Here is a 19,726-nt window from a genome sequence, read left to right on the forward strand (position 1 = left end):
ATGTTGGTCGAGGCGCGCCTAGCCACCGTGATTGTTACCAGACAAAGGTTAACGGCAACACCCTCTTAGCATGAAACGGGCCAGTTCAGCGATTCAGCATGTGGTGCGACTCGCGGCCGCGAAATCCACATGTAGCCGTGAACAAAAGCTGAATCTGCAGGAGTCACTGATTCGTCGCCGATTCGTTCCAGACTCGTTCTATCCGTTAATCCGCAGCCGATTGGAAGCTTGACAAAACCACCTTCTGGCCGCCGGCGGAACATTCCGCTTTCGCTTCGCGCCCGAAATCCCTATGTGTCGCCTGTCATACGCGCCATTTGAGGCACGCTCCCGACAACCAGAGGCCAGAAGCCTTATTTCCAGGTCCCAGAAGCCTTATTCTAGGTTGATGAACATCCAGCCCAAACACACAGAGCCGCTGATCCTGTCGGGCCGCGACGTGACCGCCGTGCTCGGGCCGACCAACACCGGCAAGACCCATCTCGCCATCGAGCGCATGGTGGCGCATGAGAGTGGGATCATCGGCCTGCCGCTCAGACTTCTGGCGCGCGAGGTCTACGCCCGCGTCTGCGAAAAGGTCGGCGCCCACAAGGTTGCGCTGATCACCGGCGAGGAAAAGATCCAGCCGCCGGGCGCCAGATATTCGGTCTGCACCGTCGAGGCCATGCCGCGCGAGACCGACGCCGCCTTTGTCGCCATCGACGAGGTGCAGCTCGCCGGTGACCTCGAGCGCGGCCACATCTTCACCGATCGCATCCTGCACCTGCGCGGCCGCCAGGAGACGCTGCTGCTGGGTGCCGCCACCATGCACGGTATCCTGCAGCGCCTGCTGAGGGGTGTCTCGGTGGTGACGCGGCCGAGGCTGTCGCATCTTGCCTATGCCGGCTCCAAGAAGCTGACCCGCCTGCCGCGGCGCACGGCAATCGTCGCCTTCTCCGCCGACGAGGTCTACGCCATCGCCGAGTTGATCCGCCGCCAGCAAGGCGGTGCCGCCGTCGTGCTCGGCGCGCTCTCGCCGCGCACCCGCAACGCCCAGGTGGCGCTGTTCCAGTCCGGCGATGTCGACTACCTCATCGCCACCGACGCCATCGGCATGGGTCTCAATCTCGATCTCGACCACGTCGCCTTCGCCCAGAACCGCAAGTTCGATGGCTTCCAGTACCGCAACCTGACCGCGGCCGAGCTCGGCCAGATCGCCGGCCGCGCCGGCCGGCATCTGCGCGACGGCACGTTCGGTGTCACCGGCCAGGTCGACCCGCTCGACGAAGAGCTGATCAAGAAGATCGAAGGCCACGATTTCGATCCGGTGAAGGTGCTGCAGTGGCGCACCGCGCATTTCGACTTTGCCAGCCTCGACGCGCTGAAGCGCTCGATCGAGACCAACGCTCCGGTCGAGGGACTGACGCGGGCATTGCCTGCCGTCGACGCGCAGGCGCTCGAGCATCTGTCGCGCGACGAGGACATTCGCGCGCTCACCACCAATGCCAAGCGCGTGGCGCTGCTGTGGGAAGCCTGCGCGCTGCCCGACTACCGCAGGATCGCGCCGGCGCAGCATGCCGACCTCATTGCCTCGATCTACACGGACCTCGCACGCCACGGCCATGTCAACGAGAATTACATGGCCGAGCAGGTGCGCCGCGCCGACACCACCGAGGGCGACATTGACACGCTGTCGCATCGCATAGCCCAGATCCGCACCTGGACATTCGTGTCGAACCGGCCCGGCTGGCTGGCCGATCAGGCACACTGGCAGGAAAAGACGCGCGAAATCGAAGACAGATTGTCGGATGCGCTGCATGAGCGGTTGACGAAACGCTTCGTAGACCGCAGGACTTCCGTCCTCATGCGGCGCCTTAGAGAAAATACCATGCCTGAAGCCGAAATTAGCCCTACCGGAACCGTCCTTGTCGAAGGCCACCATGTCGGCGAGTTGCAAGGGTTCCGCTTCACCGCCGACCAGACCGCCGGCGGCGAAGACGCCAAGGCGGTGCGCACCGCTGCCCAGAAGGCGCTGGCCGCCGAGTTCGAATCGCGCGCCGAACGCTTCGGCGCCTCGGCCAATGGCGACATCGCGCTCGGCTCGGACGGCACGCTGCGCTGGATCGGCGCGCCGATCGGCACGCTTGTATCAGGCGAAGACGCGCTGAAGCCGCGGCTGGTGCTGCTGGCCGACGAACAACTGACCGGCCCGGCGCGCGACAAGGTTGCCGCGCGTGCCGAGCGTTTCGTCAATTTCCAGATCGAGTCGCTGCTGAAGCCGCTGGTCGACTTGAAAAACGCCGACCAGATTTCCGGCATCGGCCGCGGCATCGCCTTCCAGCTGGTCGAGAATTTCGGCCTCATCAACCGCCGCGACATCGCCGAGGAGATGAAGTCGCTCGACCAGGAAGGCCGCGCCGCCCTTCGCCGGCTTGGCGTGCGCTTCGGCGCCTACCATGTCTTCGTACCGGCGCTGATCAAGCCGGCGCCTGCCGGACTGGTGACGCTGCTGTGGGCGCTGAAGAACGACGGCAAGGACAAGCCGGGTTTTGGCGACGTGGTCCATGCGCTCGCCTCGGGTCGCACCTCGGTGGTGATCGACCCTGCTTTCGACAAGACGTTCTATAAGCTTGCCGGCTACCGCAATCTCGGCCGTCGCGCCGTGCGCATCGACATACTGGAACGGCTGGCGGATCTGATCCGTCCGGCGACCAACTGGAAGCCCGGCCTCGGCCAGCGCCCGGACGGCGCCTATGACGGCCAGTCCTTCATGGTGACGCCGCCGATGATGTCGATCCTCGGCGCCACCGCCGACGACATGGAAGAAATTCTCAAGGGCCTCGGCTACCGTGCCGAGCCTAAGCCGGCCGTCGAGGTCAAGGCGCGGCTCGAAGCGCAGGACAACGCCGCCCGCGAAGCGGCGGTGGCGAAACTGGCGACGGAAGAAGCTGCACGAGCCGAGCAGGCCAAAGCGGCGGAAGCCGCGGCAACGGATGCCGCAGCAGAGGCAGCCGTCGAAGGGTCGGAGCCGGCATCGGACGCAGTGGCCGTTTCGGAAACCACGGTCGAAATTCCCGCCGAAATCACCTCCGACGCCGCGGCGGAACCTGCTGCGCCTGCCGTGGAAGAACAGGCGGACGCTCCGGTCGAAACCGTGCAAGACGAAGCGCCTGTTGCCGAGGCTGCTGCTGAACCGGCGCCGGCTGAACCGCAGGCAGAGGCTGAAGCTGCCGAGACTGAAGCCGCAGCGGCAGAAGAAGCCGCAACGGCCGACCTGGCGGCAAATGCCGCGCCCGCAACGGACGCCGCGCCGGACGAACCTGTGGCGGTGACTGTCGGCGAACCCGCGCCGGAAGCCGAAGCACCAAAACCCATCCTGTTGTGGCGTCAGGGCCGCTTCGAACAGCGCCCGCGCAACCGCGATGACAACCGCAGGAACAATCGCCCGCGCAACGGACAAGCGCGCGGCCGAAGCGATGCGCCTGCGGATGCCGCCGGCGCACCGGCCGCTGCTGCACCCGGAGAACGCCCGGCCTATGAAGGACGGCGCGATGGAGCCGGCAAGCCGCGCTTCGACCGCTCGAAATTCAAGCCCAAGCCGCAGGCCGAAGGCGAACAGCGACGTGATGGCAGGCCGCAGGGCGAACGTCCCGACCGCCGCGAAGGCCGTCCCGACTGGAAGGGTGGCAGGCCGGATGGCAAAGGTGGCCCGCAAGGCGGCAAGCCGGCCTTCCAGCCGAAGCCGCGCGAGGAGCGCCCGGTGCGTTTCGATCCGGATTCGCCCTTCGCCAAGCTCGCCGCTCTCCGCGACCAGCTGAAGAAGTAGAACCCGGCTCGCTTCGATGGTTGCCGAAGGCCGCCAGCGCATCGACAAATGGCTGTTCTTCTCCCGCGCCGTGAAATCGCGCTCGCTGGCGGCGAAGTTGGTCGTCGCCGGCCGCGTCCGCATCAATCGCGACAAAGCAGCGCAGGCCTCCGACCAAGTCAAGCCAGGCGACGTCCTGACCATCACGCTCGAGCGTCGCATCTTCATCTGGAAGGTGCTCGGCGCCGGTACGCGACGCGGCCCGGCCGAGGAGGCCCGTACGCTCTACGAGGATATGTCGCCACCGCCCGCACCGAAGGGCGAAGCCCCTCCCGATGCAATTCCGGGGCTGCGCGAGGCCGGCAGCGGCCGCCCGACCAAGAAGGAACGTCGCCAGACCGACCGATTGCTCGGCGAAGATTGATGCCTGGCGTCCAAAAACACGCAGTGGTTCTGGGACAACGGCACGCCTGAGGCGAGAACTGAGCCCGGCAAACAGACGCTCTGCGGGACATGACTGACTTCCGCCGGGCCTGCAGTCTGGAATTCCATTCCGGAAACACCGGCACCGTCCGCAATGGCTACCCTTGCAAGCGGTCGACAAAGGCGTTACCTGACGGAAAAAGCCCAACAAAATGGGACGTCCCGGAGCCGACCGATGACCTATGTCGTGACCGACAATTGCATCAAATGCAAATACATGGACTGCATCGAAGTCTGTCCGGTCGACTGTTTCTACGAAGGCGAGAACATGCTCGTCATCCACCCCGACGAGTGCATCGACTGCGGCGTTTGCGAGCCGGAATGCCCGGCCGACGCAATCAAGCCGGACACCGAACCCGGCCTCGACAAATGGCTGCAGGTCAACACCGAATACGCCGAGAAATGGCCCAACATCACCGCCAAGAAGGAACCGCCGGCAGACGCCAAATCCTTCGACGGCGAGGCCGGCAAGTTTGAGAAATACTTCTCGGCCGAGCCCGGCGAAGGCGATTGACAACACGGCCGCAAAGGCCGGTATTACGCTGGGTAAGAGGCACGTCACATTAACCGGCTTGACAGCCGGCGCTGACCTGTGGCCTTCGCGTATGCAGCAAAACCTTGATTCTTCCGACTTTTTGTGTTACATCAGAGAAACATGCCGGTGACACAACGTCGATTTATGGCGCAGACGCCCCAAATCACTGAAAGGTGAAAATCCCATTCGGACCAGAGCGATCTGGGCCAGGCGGTCGCGATGTTGCGGTTTGCCGGTCCGGCTTTTCCGATGGGTTCATCTGTTGTGCGGCTAACGATCGGCTTCCCCGATCGCGCGAGTTCGGACCGGCAGGACGCCGGTGCCACAACAAGGAGTTCAGGGCGTAATGGCAACGATCACCCCGCAGAAGAAGTCCACCGCTGCGCGTCACGGTTTCAAGACCGGCGAGTACATCGTCTACCCGGCGCACGGCGTCGGCCAGATCGTCTCGATCGACGAGCAGGAAGTTGCTGGACACAAGCTGGAACTGTTCGTCATCGACTTTTCGAAGGACAAGATGCGCCTGAAGGTGCCGGTCGCCAAGGCGACCTCCATCGGCATGCGCAAGCTGTCGGAAGAGGATTATGTCGAGCGCGCGCTGAAGGTCGTGCAGGGCCGCGCCCGCGTCAAGCGCACCATGTGGTCGCGCCGCGCCCAGGAATATGATGCGAAGATCAATTCGGGCGACCTGATCTCGATCTCGGAAGTCGTGCGCGATCTCTACCGCGCCGACAACCAGCCGGAGCAATCCTATTCCGAGCGCCAGCTCTACGAGGCGGCGCTCGACCGCATGGCCCGAGAGATCGCGGCCGTCAACCGCATGTCGGAAACCGAAGCCGTGCGCTTGATCGAGGTCAACCTCAACAAGGGCCCGAAGCGTGGCGCGAAGGCCGACAATGAAGAGGCCGAGCAGGAAGAAGCTGCCTGATCTTTTTCGCCTTTGAATTCATGAAAAACCCGGCCTCGCGCCGGGTTTTTTCGCTTTCTAGGACGTGACGGCAGTTACACCTCGCCGCCGCCTTCCTTCTCAGCCTCCTGCTTCAGCGTTGCAATGAACCGCTTCGTCCGTTGCTGCTGCGGATTGTTGAACAGCACCGCGGCCGGCCCCTTCTCGACGACGACGCCGGCATCGAGGAACACCACTTCCTGGGCGATCTTGGAGGCGAGGCGCAGATCATGCGTTGCCATCACCATGGTCGTGCCTTCGCTGGCGAGCTTGCCAAGCACCTCGACCACCTCTTGCGCCAGTTCGGGGTCGAGCGCCGAGGTCGGCTCGTCGCAGAGCAGCACTTTCGGCGACGGCGCCAAAGCGCGGGCGATCGCCACGCGCTGCTGCTGGCCGCCCGACAGCGTCGCTGGCCAAGCGTCGGCCTTGTGCACCATCCCGACCTTCTCCAGCAGAGCCAGTGCCCGCTCGCGTGCCCTGTCAGACGGCCACTTCAGCACCGTCACCAGGCCTTCCATGACATTCTCGATCGCAGTGCGATGCGGAAACAGCTGGAAGTTCTGGAACACCATGCCGGTCTGCAGCCGCAGGCGCTGGATATCCCTGGCCGGAACCCTGCCGCCGGGGTGGAATTCGAGCGTCTCGTCGCCAATGCGCACCGTGCCCGAGGTCGGGATCTCCAGGAGGTTAATACAGCGCAGCAGGGTGCTCTTTCCCCCGCCCGACGGACCGACCAGCGCCGTGACGCTGCCTTCGGCAATGGTGACCGTCACGCCCTTCAACACGAGATTGTCGCCGAAGCGCTTTTCGATGTTGCTGAGGCCGATCATGAGCGCGCCTCCAGGAAGCCGCCATAGCGGTTGAGCCGGGTCTCCAGCCGCGTCTGCAAGGCCGACAGCACCGAACTCAGCGCCAGATAGAGGATCGCCGCCTCGACATAGAGGATCAGCGGCTCATAGGTGGTGGCGACGATGCGCTGCGCCGCCTGGAACATCTCCGGCACGGTGATGGCGGCGGCCAGCGACGTGTCCTTGACCAGCGAGATGAAGGTGTTGGAGAGCGGCGGCACCGCGACCCGGCCGGCTTGCGGCAGAATGGTGCGCCGCATCGCCTGGCCCCAGGTCATGCCGATCGAATAGGCGGCTTCCCACTGGCCTTTCGGCACCGAGCCTATTGCCGCGCGGATGATTTCCGACGTGTAGGCGCCGATGTTGAGCGTGAATCCGATCAACGCTGCCGTGAAGGCGTCGAGCAGGATGCCGACCGACGGCAGGCCGTAGAAGATGAGGAACAGCTGCACCAAAAGTGGCGTACCCCGGAAGATCCAGACATAGAAGCGCACAAGCGCGACCAGCGGCTTGGGGCCGAACAGCCGGGCAAGTGCCGCACCCAACCCAACGGCCAGCCCCAAGGCGAAGGACAACAGCGTCAGCGGCACGGTGAAGATCAGCGCCGCCCACAGCAGCGAAGGCAGCGACTCCAGCATCAGTTGCAGCCAGTGCGGCACGTATGACCCTCCAGATTGGTCGAAGCAGCTTGGTCAAGGCGAGAATGCGTCTGCCATATCACGACAAAAGCGGCGGGCCGTCAAAGACGGCTCGCCGCTCTATGTGTCTCATGGCCGCGGAGCGGCTCGCCTCGTAGATTACTTCGAAACATCCTGGCCGAAATAGGTGTCGGCGATCTTCTTATAGGTGCCGTCGGCCTTGATGTCGGCCAGCGCCTTGTTGATCGCGGCGACCAGCTCCGGATCGCCCTTGCGCACGATGACGCCGGAGTAGTCGGCGTTTTCCTCTTGCGCGGCAATCTTCACATTGGCGTCGGGCTTGTGCTTCTTGAAGTCGAGGAACGACAGGCTGTCATTGATCGTGGCGTCGGCGCGGCCGGTCAGAAGCAGCTGGATCGACTGGTCGAAGCCATCGGTGCCGACCAGCTCGGCGCCGTTCGTTTCGGCCAGCTTGCCGAAATTCGAGGTCAACGACTGCGCCGACTTCTTGCCCTTGAGATCGGCGAAGCTCTTGATGTCGGTGTTGTCGCCGCGCACGATCAGCACCGCCTTGGAGGCGATGTAGGGATCGGAGAAGTCGTACTTGGCTTTGCGGGCATCGGTGATGCCCACCTGATTGATGACGGCGTCGTAGCGATTGGCGTCGAGGCCGGCGATCAGTCCATCCCACTTGCCTTCGAGGAACTCGGCCTGGACACCAAGCTTCTCGGCAATCGCCTTGGCAATTTCGACGTCGAAGCCGACCAGTGCACCGGACGTGTCATGGTAGGTGAACGGCGCATAGGTGCCTTCCGTGCCGATCTTGATGACACCGGCGTGCTTGATCTGGTCGAGATTGGGGCCGGCATGACCTGAAGCGACAGCCAGGGCCTGCAGCGTTCCGGCGATAATGAGCGACTTGAGCCATTTCATTTTTCTGTGATCCCGTCCTTGGCCGGCTGGCCGGCATATTTGTGAGCGCTGGAAACTGACAGATGCATGCCGAAAACGGCGCTTTTTCACTCGTGATCGCAGCCATCTCGGACCTCCTGAGAATCCTTCAGGCAACACAATCGCGCCGCTGCGGTCGCGGAACCTTTCCCGCGCATGGCAGTTCTGGCTGTTCTAGGGCACGACGCCGGCATTTCAACCCGGGCGGCAGCCAACTTTGCAAAGTCATTCGCACCACCCAGGGAGCGCCTCATGATGGAAGACACGGCAGGACGGATCATGGTCCGCGCGGCAATGAAGGCTCCCTACCTCGAGCGTGACGAAGAGCATCGGCTTGCATTGCTCTGGAAAGAGGACAACGACCAGAACGCGCTGCACTCAATCACCGTCGCCCATATGCGGCTGGTCATTTCCATGGCCTCCAAGTTCCGCCATTACGGCCTGCCGCTCGGCGATCTGGTCCAGGAGGGTCATGTCGGATTGCTCGAGGCCGCCGCCCGCTTCGAGCCGGAGCGCGAGGTGCGGTTCTCGACCTATGCGACATGGTGGATCCGCGCCTCGATGCAGGACTATATCCTGCGCAACTGGTCTATCGTGCGTGGCGGCACCAGCTCGGCCCAGAAGGCGCTGTTCTTCAACCTGCGACGCCTGCGCGCGCGGTTGGCGAATGGCACGGAGCCGCTCTCCAACGCCACGCTCTATCGCGAAGTGTCGGAGGCGCTTGGCGTCTCCGAAGCCGATGTGGCGATGATGGATTCGCGGCTCTCGGCGCCCGACTCCTCGCTCAACATGCCTATTGCCGACGATGCGGGTTCGACCGAGCGCATGGATTTCCTGATTTCGGACGATCCGCTGCCCGACGAGATCGTCGGCGACAAGATCGATGTCGCGCGCCGCTCGCTCTGGCTGAGGGAGGCGCTTCGCGCGCTCAACGCACGGGAGCTTAGGATCATCGAGGAACGGCGGCTGAACGACGAGGGCGCGACACTCGAAGCGCTCGGCGAAACCCTCGGCATCTCCAAGGAACGCGTCCGCCAGATCGAGGCCCGCGCCATGGAAAAGCTCAAGGTCGCATTGGTTAAGCAGAATCCGGAGTTCATGGCGACTGCCGCCTGAAGGGCGGCAGGCGTCCAGCGGCGCCTACTTGTCGGTGACGATCTTGACCTTGTCGCCGGCCGAAACGGCGGCACCGGGCGACAGCGCGTTGAGGACGCGGAACAGGTCGAGCTTGCGGTCGACGCCGACCATCTGCGCCGAAAGTGAACCCATCGTCTGCCCAGGCTGGACGGTGACGACGCGGATGTGCAGCGGCTTCAGCGCCGCCTTTTCGGCAGCACTCAGTATCCGGAACGAGCCGCTTACCGAACGGGCGATCGTGTCCAGAGACGTGCTGGCGGAAGGGGCCGCGGTCAGCAGCCGGTAGACTTGGCCGCCAGCGCGGATCACCGCTATGTCGAATTGCCAGCCTTCGGCGCCGGCATGCGCGGTCGCCGCCTCATTGCCGTTGATGGTTTCCTGCTTGACGCTGCTGTCGACGAGACCAGCCACCCAGCCGCTGCGGATATAGTCCGTCAGCGCCCGGTTCTTGTCGATGGAAACGCCATCGAAACGGATCGCTATGTCGCCGGGGCCGGTGGCCGTCACCGCTGCCGCCGAATTGTCGATGATGAAGCCGTCCGGCACCGTGAACGACACGCCAAGGCCCGGGTGCAGGAAGGTTTCGCCGCGCACATAGCCTTCCTCGGGCGTGTCGCCATACAGCAGGCCGTCTATGCCGGCGAGGAAGGAATCGCGGTCGCGCGTGCCGACGCCCGGCGCGCCGAACTGGCGGGCATGGCGCTGCGCCAGATCGATGCGCTGCGGCGTGTTGGGGTGCGTGGCCAGGAAGTCCAGGCTGGCGTCGGTGGCGCCGCTGATCGAGCGGAAATCGGTATAGGCCGACATCGATTGAAGGAAGCGGCCTGCGGCGAAAGGATCGTAGCCGGCCTCGCCGATCGACTTGATGCCGATGGCGTCGGCTTCCAGCTCCTGGTTGCGCGAAAATTGCGCCAGCCTCAGCTTGCCGCGGATCAACGCCGCCTTGGCGGTCGGGCTGTCGCCGAGCACATCGGAAACCACCTTGGTCGCCAGGCCTTCCTCTGCCTCGAGCTGTTGGCGCTGCAGGCCGTGATTGGCGGTGACGTGGCCCATCTCATGCGCGATTACAGCGGCAAGCTCGGCCGAATCATTGGCCAGCGCCAGGAGGCCGCGGGTGATGTAGAGATAACCGCCCGGCAGCGCGAATGCGTTGACGTTGGGCGAATTTAGAATGGTGATGCGATAGGTCTGTGTCGGGTTGGCGGACACCACCGTCAAACTACCGACCACCTTGGCGACCATTCGCTCGAGCTTGGGGTCGGAATATTCACCGCCGTAAGTCGCCAGGATGCGCGGGTGCTGCGCCTTGGCCAATTCGGCGAGCTTGTTGTTGGCGCCGACATTGTCCACTGTGATCGGCTTGTCGGAAGGCTGGAAGCCGGATTCCTGAACTTCCGGCGGCGTGAACATCTGGCAGCTTGCCAACGCCACGGCAAAACCGGCCAGCGCGAGAAAACGCGCCAGCGGTTTCATTCCCAATGTGTTAGCGCCGATCGCCAGAACGGCTTCCTTTCGGGTCCCGGCGCATGACCACGAAAATCGGGGGCGATCTTCGGAACGTGTCATGCGCTATCTAAAACTGCTGCAGCATCCGTTGCCCGTCCCTTAGGGCGGGCGGCGGATACTGCAGGCAAATCACGGCCTGTGCCGGACCGGTAGGGCGACCTAGCCACACTCCCCCGGTCATGGCAAGCAAACGCCACATCGCCTGGAGCCGGTTTGACCGTAAATTATGTCCGCTTCCGGGCAACATCGCGTGATGTGGAATATCCAGCACCCGCGCCGATATAGCGCCGGAACGCCTCCGGACCAGCCCCGGTAAAGAAATCATCAGCCTTGCCGGTTGCGGCCACCAACCCATTGTCGACAAACACCATGTGCTCGCCGATGCGGCGTGCATCCTCGGGCTGGTGGGTGACAAATAGCACCGTCATGGCGCGTTCGGCATGAACGGCAGCAACCAGATTCAGCATCTCGTCGCGCAAAGCGGGTCCGAGCGAAGCGAAGGGCTCGTCGAGCAGCAACACCGGTCGGTCTCGCACCAGCACGCGGGCGAGTGCGACGCGCTGGCGTTCGCCCCCAGAGAGCTCGCGCGGCAGGCGTTTCTCCTTGCCCGCGAGACCGGTGCGCGCAAGCGCCTCGGCGACCGCGGCGCGGTCCGCCTCGGTCAGCCCCAGGGAGGGCGAGCGGCCGAGCCCGACATTCTGCTCGACGGAAAGATGCGCGAAGAGATTGTTCTCCTGGAACACCATCGACACCGGCCGCGCCGAGGCCGGCTCGGCGCTGACATCGGCCCCGCCGATCAGCACGCGGCCCGACTGTGGGGTCTCGAAGCCGGCGACCAGATTGAGCAGCGTCGACTTGCCCGAACCGCTCGGACCCATGATGGCGGTGATCTTCGCCGTGGCGAACTCGACGTCGAAGACAAGTGGCACCTCACCATAACTGAACGACACCTTGTCCAGCCGCACCGGCGCGCCCTTCTCGAGCCTGCTGGCCGCCCTCTCACGCATCGCGGACCTTCTCCCTTCCCAGCCAGTGCGCCGCCACGATCAACGCGAGACAGACGAGGCCGAGCAGCAGTGCCAGGCCGGCGGCATCCTCGGTGCGGTAGCTGCCCATCCGTGCCAGAAGAAGGTAGGGCAATGTCTGCACGGAATCACTGCCGAACAGGGCAATGACACCGAGATCGCCCAGCGACAGCGCCATGGCGAAAGCGAAGGCCGTGGCGAGCGGGCGCCGCAGCGACGGCCAGTCGACCAGCATCAGCCGGTTCCAGCCCGCAATGCCGAGCTGTGCGCAGAGCCGTTCGTGACGCTCGCTCGCCGCATCATAGGCGGGACGCACGGCGCGCAGGGCGAATGGCATCGCCATCACCGCGTTGACGGTGACGACCATGACCGGGGCGATGGCAAAGACATCGCCGGCATGGCGCAGCAACAGGAACCAGCCGGCGCCGACGACGATCGGCGGCACGACAAGGACAAAGCCGGCGCCTGTATCGGCAGCGTGTTCGAGCAGTGTCTTTGCGCCGGCACGGCGGTTCAGCGCCAGTGCCCGCCGCGCCATGGTCAGCGCCAGCGACAGCATCACCGAGAGCAGTGCCGACAGGAAGGCCAGCACCACGCTGGTCAGCGTTGCCTGCCGGACAGTGGCCTCACCGGCCAACCGGCCGAGATCCGCACCCAACCCGGCCATCACGGTTGCCGCCATCGGCCCAACGACGAACAGCAGCGCCAGGATGATGAGTAGCGCGTTCAACCAGGTCTCGCTCCGATGGACTGAGAGATACCGACGTTGCGCGACCGGCAAATTGGTGTCGCCGACCACATTGGCGCCCAGGCGCGTCAGGGCCAGCACAACGATAAAGGTCAGGGCAATCTGCAACAGCGTCAGTGTAACGGCCCGCGCGGGATCGAAATCAAAGCGCAGCGCCTGGTAGATGCCGACCTCCAGCGTCGTCGCGGCCGGCCCGCCGCCGAGCGTCAGCACGATCGTGAAGGATGTGATGCAGAGCATGAACACAAGCCCGGCGACGCCGGGCAGTGCGGCGCGCAGCGTTGGCCATTCGATCAGCCGGAACGCCGGCCGCGCCGCCATGCCGAGTTGGCTCGCCAACCGCCATTGGTCGGCCGGTATGGTCTGCAGCGCCTCGAGGAACAGCCGCGTCGCCAGCGGCAGGTTGAAGAAGACATGGGCGACGAGGATGCCGGACAGGCCATAGATACCCGGCCAGCTTCCGCCGCCGATCAGGGCAAGCACGCCGGCGAAATAGCCGGCACGGCCATAAAGCGCCAGAATGCCGAGCGCTGCGACAATAGCCGGCAGCGCCAACGGCACGGCGAAGATCTGCAGGATGAAGGCGCGGCCGAAGAAACGTGGATGTCGCGACAGAGCCCGCGCCACGAACAGCGCCGGGATGGCCGAAAGCAGCGTCGAGAGCGCCGCTTGCCAGAGCGTGAAGCGAATGACGCGAAGCAGATAGGGATCGAAGGCTGCCCAGGCGCCCGAGAAATCATGGGCGCCCTCGAAAAGCAGGCCGGCAAACGCGCCGCCGATCAGCAGCGCGATCGCGGCAAGCGCGACAATGCCGGCGCTGACGCGGGGATCGGCTGGATGGCGCGTACGCATCTCGCGCTATCCAACCCTGCGACGGGTATTGATCGAGGGGAATATCTGGCGAAGGCCGAGCCCACCCCCCTCTGTCCTACCGGACATCTCCCCCTCAAGGGGGGAGATTGCGCACTCAGCCGCCTTCGCTATTCTCAAGAGTGGCAGGACTAAGAGAGGCGATAAAGCTGCCGATATCCCCCCCTGAGGGGGAGATGGCCGGCAGGCCAGAGGGGGGCGGCTTGGCGCAAACATGCGACGCGGCTCGCGCCCTACTTGCTCATCACCGCAAGCCATTCATCGACCCAGGCCTTGCGATTGGCAGCGACCTCTTGCGGGCTGAACAGCAAGGTCTTGGTCGGCTTGACCAGTTTATCAAAGGCCGGATTGAGCGGCTTGTCGGTCTTGCCGGCCGGGAACATCCAGTTGGTCTCGGGAATGGCATCCTGGAATTTAGGCCCGGTCATGAAGGCCATAAACTTGGCCGCCAGCGGATTCTTGGCTCCCGTCGTGGTGATACCCGCCACCTCGATCTGCAGATACTCGCCCTCCTCGAAGGAGGCGGCCTGGTAGCGCCCGGTGTTCTCGGCGATCATGTGATAGGCCGGCGACGTCGTGTAGGACAGCACCATCGGCGCCTCGCCCTTGGTGAACAGCCCATAGGCCTCGCTCCAGCCCGGCGTCACGGTCAGCACCTTCGGCTTGAGCTTGGCCCAGGCCTCCGGCGCCTTGTCGCCATAAACCGACTTGACCCACAGAAGCAGGCCGAGGCCCGGCGTCGAGGTGCGTGGATCCTGGATGACGATCTTGTCGTCGGCACTGCCTTCGACCAGCTCTTTCAGGCTTTTCGGCGGGTTCTTCAGCTTCTCGGTGTCGTAGACGACAGCGAAATAGCCGTAATCAAAGGGGACAAAAGTGTCGTCGCTCCAGCCGCCCGGTACATTGACGTCGGCCACCGTGCCATGCGGCGCGAACAGGCCTGACGCCTTGGCATCGGCGGTGAGATTGGTGTCGAGGCCAAGCACGATATCGGCCTTGGTCGATGCGCCTTCCAATCTGACGCGGTTGAGCAGCGCGACGCCGTCGGCGACCGAGACGAACTCGACATCGCAGCCGCATTCGGCCTCGAACGCCTTCTTCACCACGGGACCCGGGCCCCAGTCGGCGGTAAAACTCTCATAGGTGTAGACGGTGAGCTTGTCCTTGGCCAAGGCCGGTCCGGACAAGGCCACGACCGTTGCTGAAACAAGAGCGTATAAAAGCGTGCGCATCGGCGCCTCCTTCGTTCGAATTGAAAGGAATTGAGGCGTCGGACTGTCCGAAACGTCTAATCCCTCCGCCGGTACAAACCGGATCAGGTTCAGCGGGTTGGCGAGACTGCCTCTCAGCCGGTCCGCGAAGATCGCGTCCGGCACCCCGTTAGAGCGTTTCGACACATAGGCCGGGCCGATCCGCCACGCAAGTGGGAGTTTGCCGCCTTCCGTTTCCCGTGCCGGGCTGGTAAGGGCCACACGATATGAGCACATTCACCATCCTGCTTGGCGGCGATCTCATCCGCACGCCACGGCTCGACCGTCAGGTCGAAGGCTCCCGCGTCATCGCCGCCGACGCCGGCATAGGCCATGCGCAGTTGCTGGGCCTCGTGCCGGAGCTGTGGGTGGGTGATTTCGATTCCGTGCCGGCGAACCTGCCGGACGATCTCGCTTCCGTGCCGCGCCGGACCTTCCCGGCGGAAAAGGACCAGACCGATGGCGAACTTGCCATCGCCGCCGCACTCGAGCGCGGCGCGACCCGCCTGGTGCTAGCAGGTGCTTTCGGCGGCAAGCGAGCCGACCACGCTTTCCTGCATCTGGCGCTTGCCTTGCGCCTGGCCGAAGCAGGGACCGATGTGCTCCTGACCAGCGGCGCCCAGGAAGGCATTCCCCTGCTGCGCGGAACGGCCGGCTTCGACTATGCCGATGGCACGCTGTTTTCGGTGCTCGGCTTTTCCGAGCTTGCCGGGTTGACCGTCACCGGCGCCAAATGGCCGCTGAACCACGTCAAGGTGGCCTTCGGTTCGTCGCTGACCATTTCCAACGAGATCAAGGGCCGCCTCGAAATCGCGCTCGGCCATGGCCGCGCGATGCTGCTCGCTCATCCCTATCCCTTACCTGAAAGCTGACATGGCCCCGCCTCTTCTCAACCTCGACGGGATAAAACTGACCTTCGGCGGCACGCCGCTGCTCGACGGCGCCGCCTTGACGGCTTCGGCCGGCGACAAGATCGCACTGGTCGGCCGCAACGGGTCGGGCAAGTCGACCCTGCTGAAGATCGCCGCTGGCCTGATCGAGCCGCAGGACGGCGAGGTGTTCCGCCAGCCTTCGGCAACTGTCCGCTATTTGCCGCAGATGCCCGACATGGAGGGCTTTGCCACTGTCCGCGCCTATGTCGAGGCCGGGCTTGGCCCTGCCGACGATCCCTACCGCGCCAGCTATCTGATGGAGCATCTCGGACTGTCGGGTGAGGAACGTCCGAACGATCTGTCGGGCGGCGAGGCGAGGCGTGCTGCCCTTGCCCGCGTCATGGCGCCGGAGCCAGACATCCTGCTGCTCGATGAGCCGACCAATCATCTCGACCTCTCGGTCATCGAATGGCTGGAAGAAGAACTCATCCGCACCTCCTCGGCACTGATCGTCATCTCGCACGACCGCCGCTTTCTCGAACGTGTGTCGCGCGCCACCATCTGGCTCGATCGCGGCCAGACCCGCAGGCTGGACAAGGGCTTTGGCCATTTCGAGGAATGGCGCGACCTAGTCCTGGAGGAAGAAGAGCGCGAGCAGCATAAACTCGGCCGCCAGATCGTTCGCGAAGAGCATTGGCTGCGCTACGGCGTGACGGCGCGGCGCAAGCGAAACATGCGCCGGCTCGGCGAGTTGCAGACCATGCGCCAGCGTTTTCGCGGCCATCGCGGTGCCGAAGGGTCGGCGGCCATGGTGGCGAGCGACGCCGCCGAGTCCGGCAAGCTGGTGATCGAGGCGAAGAACATCGAGAAGAGCTTTGGCGATCTAACCGTGGTCAAGGGGTTTTCGACCCGCATCCAGCGCGGCGATCGCGTCGGCCTGGTCGGGCCGAACGGCGCCGGCAAGACGACGCTCTTGAAGATGCTGACCGGCGAGATGAAGCCGGACGCCGGTTCGGTGCGGCTCGGCACCAATCTGGAGATCGCCACGCTCGACCAGAAGCGCGAGGCGGTCGACCCGCAGGAGACGCTGGCGCAATATCTCACCGACGGGCGCGGCGAGAACCTCGTCATCAATGGCGAGCAGCGCCACGTCGTCTCCTACATGAAGGATTTCCTGTTCAAGCCGGAGCAGGCGCGCACGCCGGTGCGCGAGTTATCCGGCGGCGAGCGGGCGCGGCTCTTGCTGGCGCGCGTGCTGGCGCGACCGGCAAACCTTCTGGTGCTCGACGAGCCGACCAACGATCTCGATATGGAGACGCTGGAACTGCTGCAGGAACTGGTCGCCGGTTTCGCCGGCACCGTCATCCTGGTCAGCCACGACCGCGATTTCCTCGACCGCACCGTGACCAGCCTGATCGCACCGGATGGTGACGGCCGCTGGATCGAATATGCCGGCGGCTACTCCGACATGCTGGCGCAGCGCGGCGGCACCCGGCTGGACGACCGCAAGGCGCGCGCGAAGGCCGAGAACGGCGAAGCGCCAGTGACGACCAGAAGTGAAGCGGCTGCGCCAAAGGGACCAGCGAAGAAACTGTCGTTCAAGCAGAAATTCGCGCTGGAATCGCTGCCCAAGAAAATCGAAGCTGTGGCGGCGTCGATCTCAAGGCTTGAGAACAATATCGCCGATCCGGCCTATTACGAACGCGACCCCGCCTCGTTCCAAAAGACGATCGCCGCCCTCGACAAGGAGCGCGCTACGCTGGCGGCGCTCGAGGAAGAATGGCTGGAGCTGGAGATGTTGCGCGAGGAAATGGAAGGGTGAAGGATTGCGTGGGGGCTTTTATGCGCCTAGATTATGCGCATGAAAGGAGGCGATCTTTATGCTTCAATCGACGTCAAAACCTCAGCGACAATCTGTGAATACGTCCATCGACTCTCGGTTGATCAGCGATGCGAAAGCTTTGGGCATCAATATCTCACGCGCCGCCGAAGAGGGCATTGCAAAAGCAATCTCGGCAGAAAAAACGCGCCGATGGCAGGAAGAAAATAAGGAAGCCATCGACAGCTCCAATGAGTATGTCAGACGCAACGGACTGCCACTGGCCAAACACCGGCCGTTCTGATGGCGCGTTATGATTTCTATAGGAATGCCGCGGGCGGCGGTTATCTTCTCGACGTGCAATCAGACCTTCTTGAAGGACTAAGCACCAGGATCATCATTCCGCTGATGCCGCCCAAGATAGCCCCGGTTCCTGGTCGCCGATTAAACCCGACCTTCACCATAAACGGCAAAGATCATGTGATGGTCACCCAGTTTATGTCAGCCTTCTCTGCCTCGGAATTGCCGGATCCAGAGGGAAGCCTTTCCAGGCACCACGACGACATCGTCGCCGCGCTCGACATGCTGTTCCAAGGCTTCTGAACTGCTCCTTCTCAGCCAGCCGTCTTGGCCTGCCAGGCCTTGATCGCCTCGTCGAACACCTTCTCGCCGGGAATGCCCTTTTCCATGGTCAGCAGTGCCCGCCGTCCGGTCTTGTAGACGACCGGTACGTCGATCCAGTCCTGGCCGCGAAGCAGGGTCATGTTGGCGTCTTCGTCGGCCTTGGTATCGTTGAGCGCGACGAGGAAGAAGCCGTCGGCGATCTTCGCCGGAATGCCGATCAACGGGCTGCCGGCATCCTGTTCCGAACCCTTCATGGCGACGCGCAGGATGTTGTCGACACCGCCGCCCTCGAAACCGTCGGGCGTCAGGAAGATCATCTCGATGATATGGCTGGCCGGCAGTGTCTGATCGGTGTTGCGGCGGATGGTCATGCGCAACTGGATGTCCTTGCCGGGAATGGTGGCCTCGGCACGGATCGCCGGCTCCGGCGGCAGGTCGCCACCGGGCGATTCCTGCACCAGCGACCAGACGATATTGCCGGGCTCGGCGGAGCCCTGGGCGGTGCTGGTGCGCTCCTCGTAGAAGATCGCCTTCTGGCCGACAGGCAGAGCGGTTTCCGCAGGCGCAGCTGCCGGTGCGGGCGGCGTGCCGGCAGCATCGGGCGGCGCTGCCGGGGCAGCTCCGTTGGCAGGCGGCGTTGCGGGGGCGGCACCTGTAGCGGGGGGCGCTGCCGCGGCAGGTGTGCCTGCGGCCGGAGCGGAAATCGCCGGTGCGTTCGTCGCCGAGGGCGGCGTGGTCAGCGCGGCGACCGATTCGCCTTCGCCGATGCCGCTTTGGCCACCGGCCGGACCCGGGTCGACTTCACTGCCCTGCGGCGTCAGCCGCTGCGTGAATTTCGTGCTTTCGGCCTCCGTGCCGCCAGCCGCGGGCGCCGGAGGCGTTGCCGCGGCATCGGTTGCCGGCTTGGCAGGCGCTGGTTTCACCGGCTCGGTCTTGGCGACCTGATTGCCGCCAAGCCCAAGCATTTTGCCGAAGGCATCCTTGTTCAGCCAGATTCCGTAGCCGCCGCCGGCTACGACCAGAAGAGCGACGACGGCCGCGATCAGCCCACCATAGCTGCGCTTGCGCTCGGCGGGACGCAGGCGCTGGAAGGTGTCCGACACCGGCTCTTCGTCGCTGGAAAAGACATCTGCCTCGTCCTCCGCCTCGTCGGCATCCATACCTGGAAGAGGCGTGTCGGCGCGAGCCGGCTGGGAAGGCGCCGGCGTCGCCCTTTGCCAGCTCGGCTCGACCTTGGCGGCAGGTGGTGGCGCGGGCTGATAAGATTCAGGCTTTGCAGCGGGCGGTGCGGGCCAGGCCGATTCAGCCTTGGCCGGCTGCCGTGTATGGCTCGGCTGATTCTTGTTGCGATCGATCGACGAAAAGATGTGTTCCAGCTCCGCCAGCGGATCGGTCTCCGGCAGGCTCTTGGCATAGTCCCGCTCGACACTCGCGATCGCGTCTTCCAGCGAACGCATCTGCGTGGCTATGGCTTCGGCGGCCGGCGGCGGCGAATATTCCTCAAGCTTCTTCGCCAGCATGGTGCGAACGCTGGCATAGATGCGCGTACGCTTTTCCGGCGTCTCGTCGCCATGCTTGCCGAGCGCCTTTTTCAGAATAGCAACGTAATCTGCCATGCTTCAGTCGACCTGTATTTTGTTTCCGCGCCGGCCCCCGCAAATCGGCCGCGATGCCCGGAAAGGCTTCAGAA

17 protein-coding genes and 1 riboswitch are annotated in these 19,726 nt (G+C 64.2%); of the genes, 9 read left to right on the top strand and 8 right to left on the bottom strand.

Annotated elements, in window-relative coordinates:
* The first annotated feature begins 388 nt into the window (after positions 1–388).
* The 4 genes from AC0L3E_RS08760 (at position 389) to AC0L3E_RS08775 (ending at position 5,730) form a co-directional block, all read left to right on the top strand.
* Entirely contained in the window at positions 389–3,805 is a 3,417-nt protein-coding gene (locus tag AC0L3E_RS08760; protein ID WP_128369632.1) for a helicase-related protein, read from the top strand.
* A 16-nt stretch (positions 3,806–3,821) separates the two neighbouring features.
* On the top strand, positions 3,822–4,208 hold the full coding sequence (locus tag AC0L3E_RS08765) for an RNA-binding S4 domain-containing protein (RefSeq protein WP_127297242.1): 387 nt from the start codon (positions 3,822–3,824) through the stop codon (positions 4,206–4,208).
* Between the two features lie 234 nt (positions 4,209–4,442).
* A complete protein-coding gene (fdxA, locus tag AC0L3E_RS08770; RefSeq protein WP_013529180.1) occupies positions 4,443–4,781 on the top strand; it encodes a ferredoxin FdxA in 339 nt (112 codons plus the stop codon).
* A 367-nt stretch (positions 4,782–5,148) separates the two neighbouring features.
* Positions 5,149–5,730, top strand: coding sequence for a CarD family transcriptional regulator (locus AC0L3E_RS08775; RefSeq protein ID WP_013529179.1), 582 nt, complete (start codon positions 5,149–5,151; stop codon positions 5,728–5,730).
* A gap of 74 nt (positions 5,731–5,804) precedes the next feature.
* Here AC0L3E_RS08775 and AC0L3E_RS08780 read toward each other — a convergent pair whose 3' ends face one another.
* From AC0L3E_RS08780 to AC0L3E_RS08790, 3 genes are all read right to left on the bottom strand, one after another.
* Entirely contained in the window at positions 5,805–6,578 is a 774-nt protein-coding gene (locus tag AC0L3E_RS08780; protein ID WP_127327641.1) for an amino acid ABC transporter ATP-binding protein, read from the bottom strand.
* Positions 6,575–7,255 carry an amino acid ABC transporter permease gene (locus AC0L3E_RS08785; protein WP_127267252.1) on the bottom strand — a complete coding sequence of 227 codons (681 nt, stop codon included), beginning with the start codon at positions 7,253–7,255 and terminating at the stop codon, positions 6,575–6,577. Before AC0L3E_RS08785 ends, AC0L3E_RS08780 begins: the two co-directional genes overlap by 4 nt.
* A 138-nt stretch (positions 7,256–7,393) precedes the next feature.
* Positions 7,394–8,167 (bottom strand): amino acid ABC transporter substrate-binding protein, encoded by a 774-nt coding sequence (locus tag AC0L3E_RS08790; protein ID WP_127267251.1) that lies wholly within the window; start codon positions 8,165–8,167, stop codon positions 7,394–7,396.
* Between the two features lie 270 nt (positions 8,168–8,437).
* On the opposite strand from AC0L3E_RS08790, the gene AC0L3E_RS08795 reads away from it, so the two are divergent.
* Positions 8,438–9,301 (top strand): RNA polymerase factor sigma-32, encoded by an 864-nt coding sequence (locus AC0L3E_RS08795; protein ID WP_023814301.1) that lies wholly within the window; start codon positions 8,438–8,440, stop codon positions 9,299–9,301.
* Between the two features lie 24 nt (positions 9,302–9,325).
* Here the strand turns inward: AC0L3E_RS08795 and AC0L3E_RS08800 are convergent, their stop codons facing one another.
* The 4 genes from AC0L3E_RS08800 to thiB form a co-directional block, all read right to left on the bottom strand.
* Complete coding sequence (locus AC0L3E_RS08800) at positions 9,326–10,795, bottom strand: M48 family metalloprotease (protein WP_127267258.1); 1,470 nt, start codon at positions 10,793–10,795, stop codon at positions 9,326–9,328.
* Between the two features lie 257 nt (positions 10,796–11,052).
* The gene (thiQ, locus tag AC0L3E_RS08805) at positions 11,053–11,835 is read right to left on the bottom strand and encodes a thiamine ABC transporter ATP-binding protein (protein ID WP_127267250.1); all 783 of its coding nucleotides are present in this window, start codon (positions 11,833–11,835) and stop codon (positions 11,053–11,055) included.
* Positions 11,828–13,453 carry a thiamine/thiamine pyrophosphate ABC transporter permease gene (thiP, locus tag AC0L3E_RS08810; RefSeq protein WP_127270156.1) on the bottom strand — a complete coding sequence of 542 codons (1,626 nt, stop codon included), beginning with the start codon at positions 13,451–13,453 and terminating at the stop codon, positions 11,828–11,830. The genes thiQ and thiP overlap by 8 nt, the downstream gene beginning before the upstream one ends.
* Positions 13,454–13,704: 251 nt before the next feature.
* Positions 13,705–14,703 (bottom strand): thiamine ABC transporter substrate binding subunit, encoded by a 999-nt coding sequence (gene thiB / locus AC0L3E_RS08815; RefSeq protein ID WP_127318666.1) that lies wholly within the window; start codon positions 14,701–14,703, stop codon positions 13,705–13,707.
* A gap of 43 nt (positions 14,704–14,746) precedes the next feature.
* A riboswitch (TPP riboswitch) is annotated at positions 14,747–14,861 on the bottom strand.
* 87 nt (positions 14,862–14,948) lie between these two features.
* On the opposite strand from thiB, the gene AC0L3E_RS08820 reads away from it, so the two are divergent.
* Genes AC0L3E_RS08820 through AC0L3E_RS08835 form a run of 4 tightly spaced genes read left to right on the top strand, consistent with a single transcriptional unit; the run spans position 14,949 to position 18,015 of the window.
* Complete coding sequence (locus tag AC0L3E_RS08820) at positions 14,949–15,593, top strand: thiamine diphosphokinase (RefSeq protein ID WP_128309504.1); 645 nt, start codon at positions 14,949–14,951, stop codon at positions 15,591–15,593.
* Position 15,594: 1 nt separating this feature from the next.
* A complete protein-coding gene (locus tag AC0L3E_RS08825) occupies positions 15,595–17,415 on the top strand; it encodes an ABC-F family ATP-binding cassette domain-containing protein (RefSeq protein WP_473604625.1) in 1,821 nt (606 codons plus the stop codon).
* A gap of 58 nt (positions 17,416–17,473) precedes the next feature.
* Complete coding sequence (locus AC0L3E_RS08830; RefSeq protein ID WP_127270148.1) at positions 17,474–17,716, top strand: type II toxin-antitoxin system CcdA family antitoxin; 243 nt, start codon at positions 17,474–17,476, stop codon at positions 17,714–17,716.
* Positions 17,716–18,015 (top strand): CcdB family protein, encoded by a 300-nt coding sequence (locus AC0L3E_RS08835; protein WP_127270146.1) that lies wholly within the window; start codon positions 17,716–17,718, stop codon positions 18,013–18,015. Before AC0L3E_RS08830 ends, AC0L3E_RS08835 begins: the two co-directional genes overlap by 1 nt.
* Before the next feature lie 11 nt (positions 18,016–18,026).
* Here AC0L3E_RS08835 and AC0L3E_RS08840 read toward each other — a convergent pair whose 3' ends face one another.
* Entirely contained in the window at positions 18,027–19,652 is a 1,626-nt protein-coding gene (locus AC0L3E_RS08840; RefSeq protein ID WP_127270144.1) for a hypothetical protein, read from the bottom strand.
* Positions 19,653–19,726 lie beyond the last annotated feature (74 nt).

Source organism: Mesorhizobium sp. WSM4822, from assembly GCF_055811155.1.

Bases quoted from the DNA above. Each gene is read 5' to 3' on its own strand.
- AC0L3E_RS08760 (WP_128369632.1), top strand. From the start codon at position 389: ATGAACATCCAGCCCAAACACACAGAGCCGCTGATCCTGTCGGGCCGC.
- AC0L3E_RS08765 (WP_127297242.1), top strand. From the start codon at position 3,822: ATGGTTGCCGAAGGCCGCCAGCGCATCGACAAATGGCTGTTCTTCTCC.
- fdxA (WP_013529180.1), top strand. From the start codon at position 4,443: ATGACCTATGTCGTGACCGACAATTGCATCAAATGCAAATACATGGAC.
- AC0L3E_RS08775 (WP_013529179.1), top strand. From the start codon at position 5,149: ATGGCAACGATCACCCCGCAGAAGAAGTCCACCGCTGCGCGTCACGGT.
- AC0L3E_RS08780 (WP_127327641.1), bottom strand. From the start codon at position 6,578: ATGATCGGCCTCAGCAACATCGAAAAGCGCTTCGGCGACAATCTCGTG.
- AC0L3E_RS08790 (WP_127267251.1), bottom strand. From the start codon at position 8,167: ATGAAATGGCTCAAGTCGCTCATTATCGCCGGAACGCTGCAGGCCCTG.
- AC0L3E_RS08795 (WP_023814301.1), top strand. From the start codon at position 8,438: ATGATGGAAGACACGGCAGGACGGATCATGGTCCGCGCGGCAATGAAG.
- AC0L3E_RS08800 (WP_127267258.1), bottom strand. From the start codon at position 10,795: ATGAAACCGCTGGCGCGTTTTCTCGCGCTGGCCGGTTTTGCCGTGGCG.
- thiQ (WP_127267250.1), bottom strand. From the start codon at position 11,835: ATGCGTGAGAGGGCGGCCAGCAGGCTCGAGAAGGGCGCGCCGGTGCGG.
- thiP (WP_127270156.1), bottom strand. From the start codon at position 13,453: ATGCGTACGCGCCATCCAGCCGATCCCCGCGTCAGCGCCGGCATTGTC.
- thiB (WP_127318666.1), bottom strand. From the start codon at position 14,703: ATGCGCACGCTTTTATACGCTCTTGTTTCAGCAACGGTCGTGGCCTTG.
- AC0L3E_RS08820 (WP_128309504.1), top strand. From the start codon at position 14,949: ATGAGCACATTCACCATCCTGCTTGGCGGCGATCTCATCCGCACGCCA.
- AC0L3E_RS08825 (WP_473604625.1), top strand. From the start codon at position 15,595: ATGGCCCCGCCTCTTCTCAACCTCGACGGGATAAAACTGACCTTCGGC.
- AC0L3E_RS08830 (WP_127270148.1), top strand. From the start codon at position 17,474: ATGCTTCAATCGACGTCAAAACCTCAGCGACAATCTGTGAATACGTCC.
- AC0L3E_RS08835 (WP_127270146.1), top strand. From the start codon at position 17,716: ATGGCGCGTTATGATTTCTATAGGAATGCCGCGGGCGGCGGTTATCTT.
- AC0L3E_RS08840 (WP_127270144.1), bottom strand. From the start codon at position 19,652: ATGGCAGATTACGTTGCTATTCTGAAAAAGGCGCTCGGCAAGCATGGC.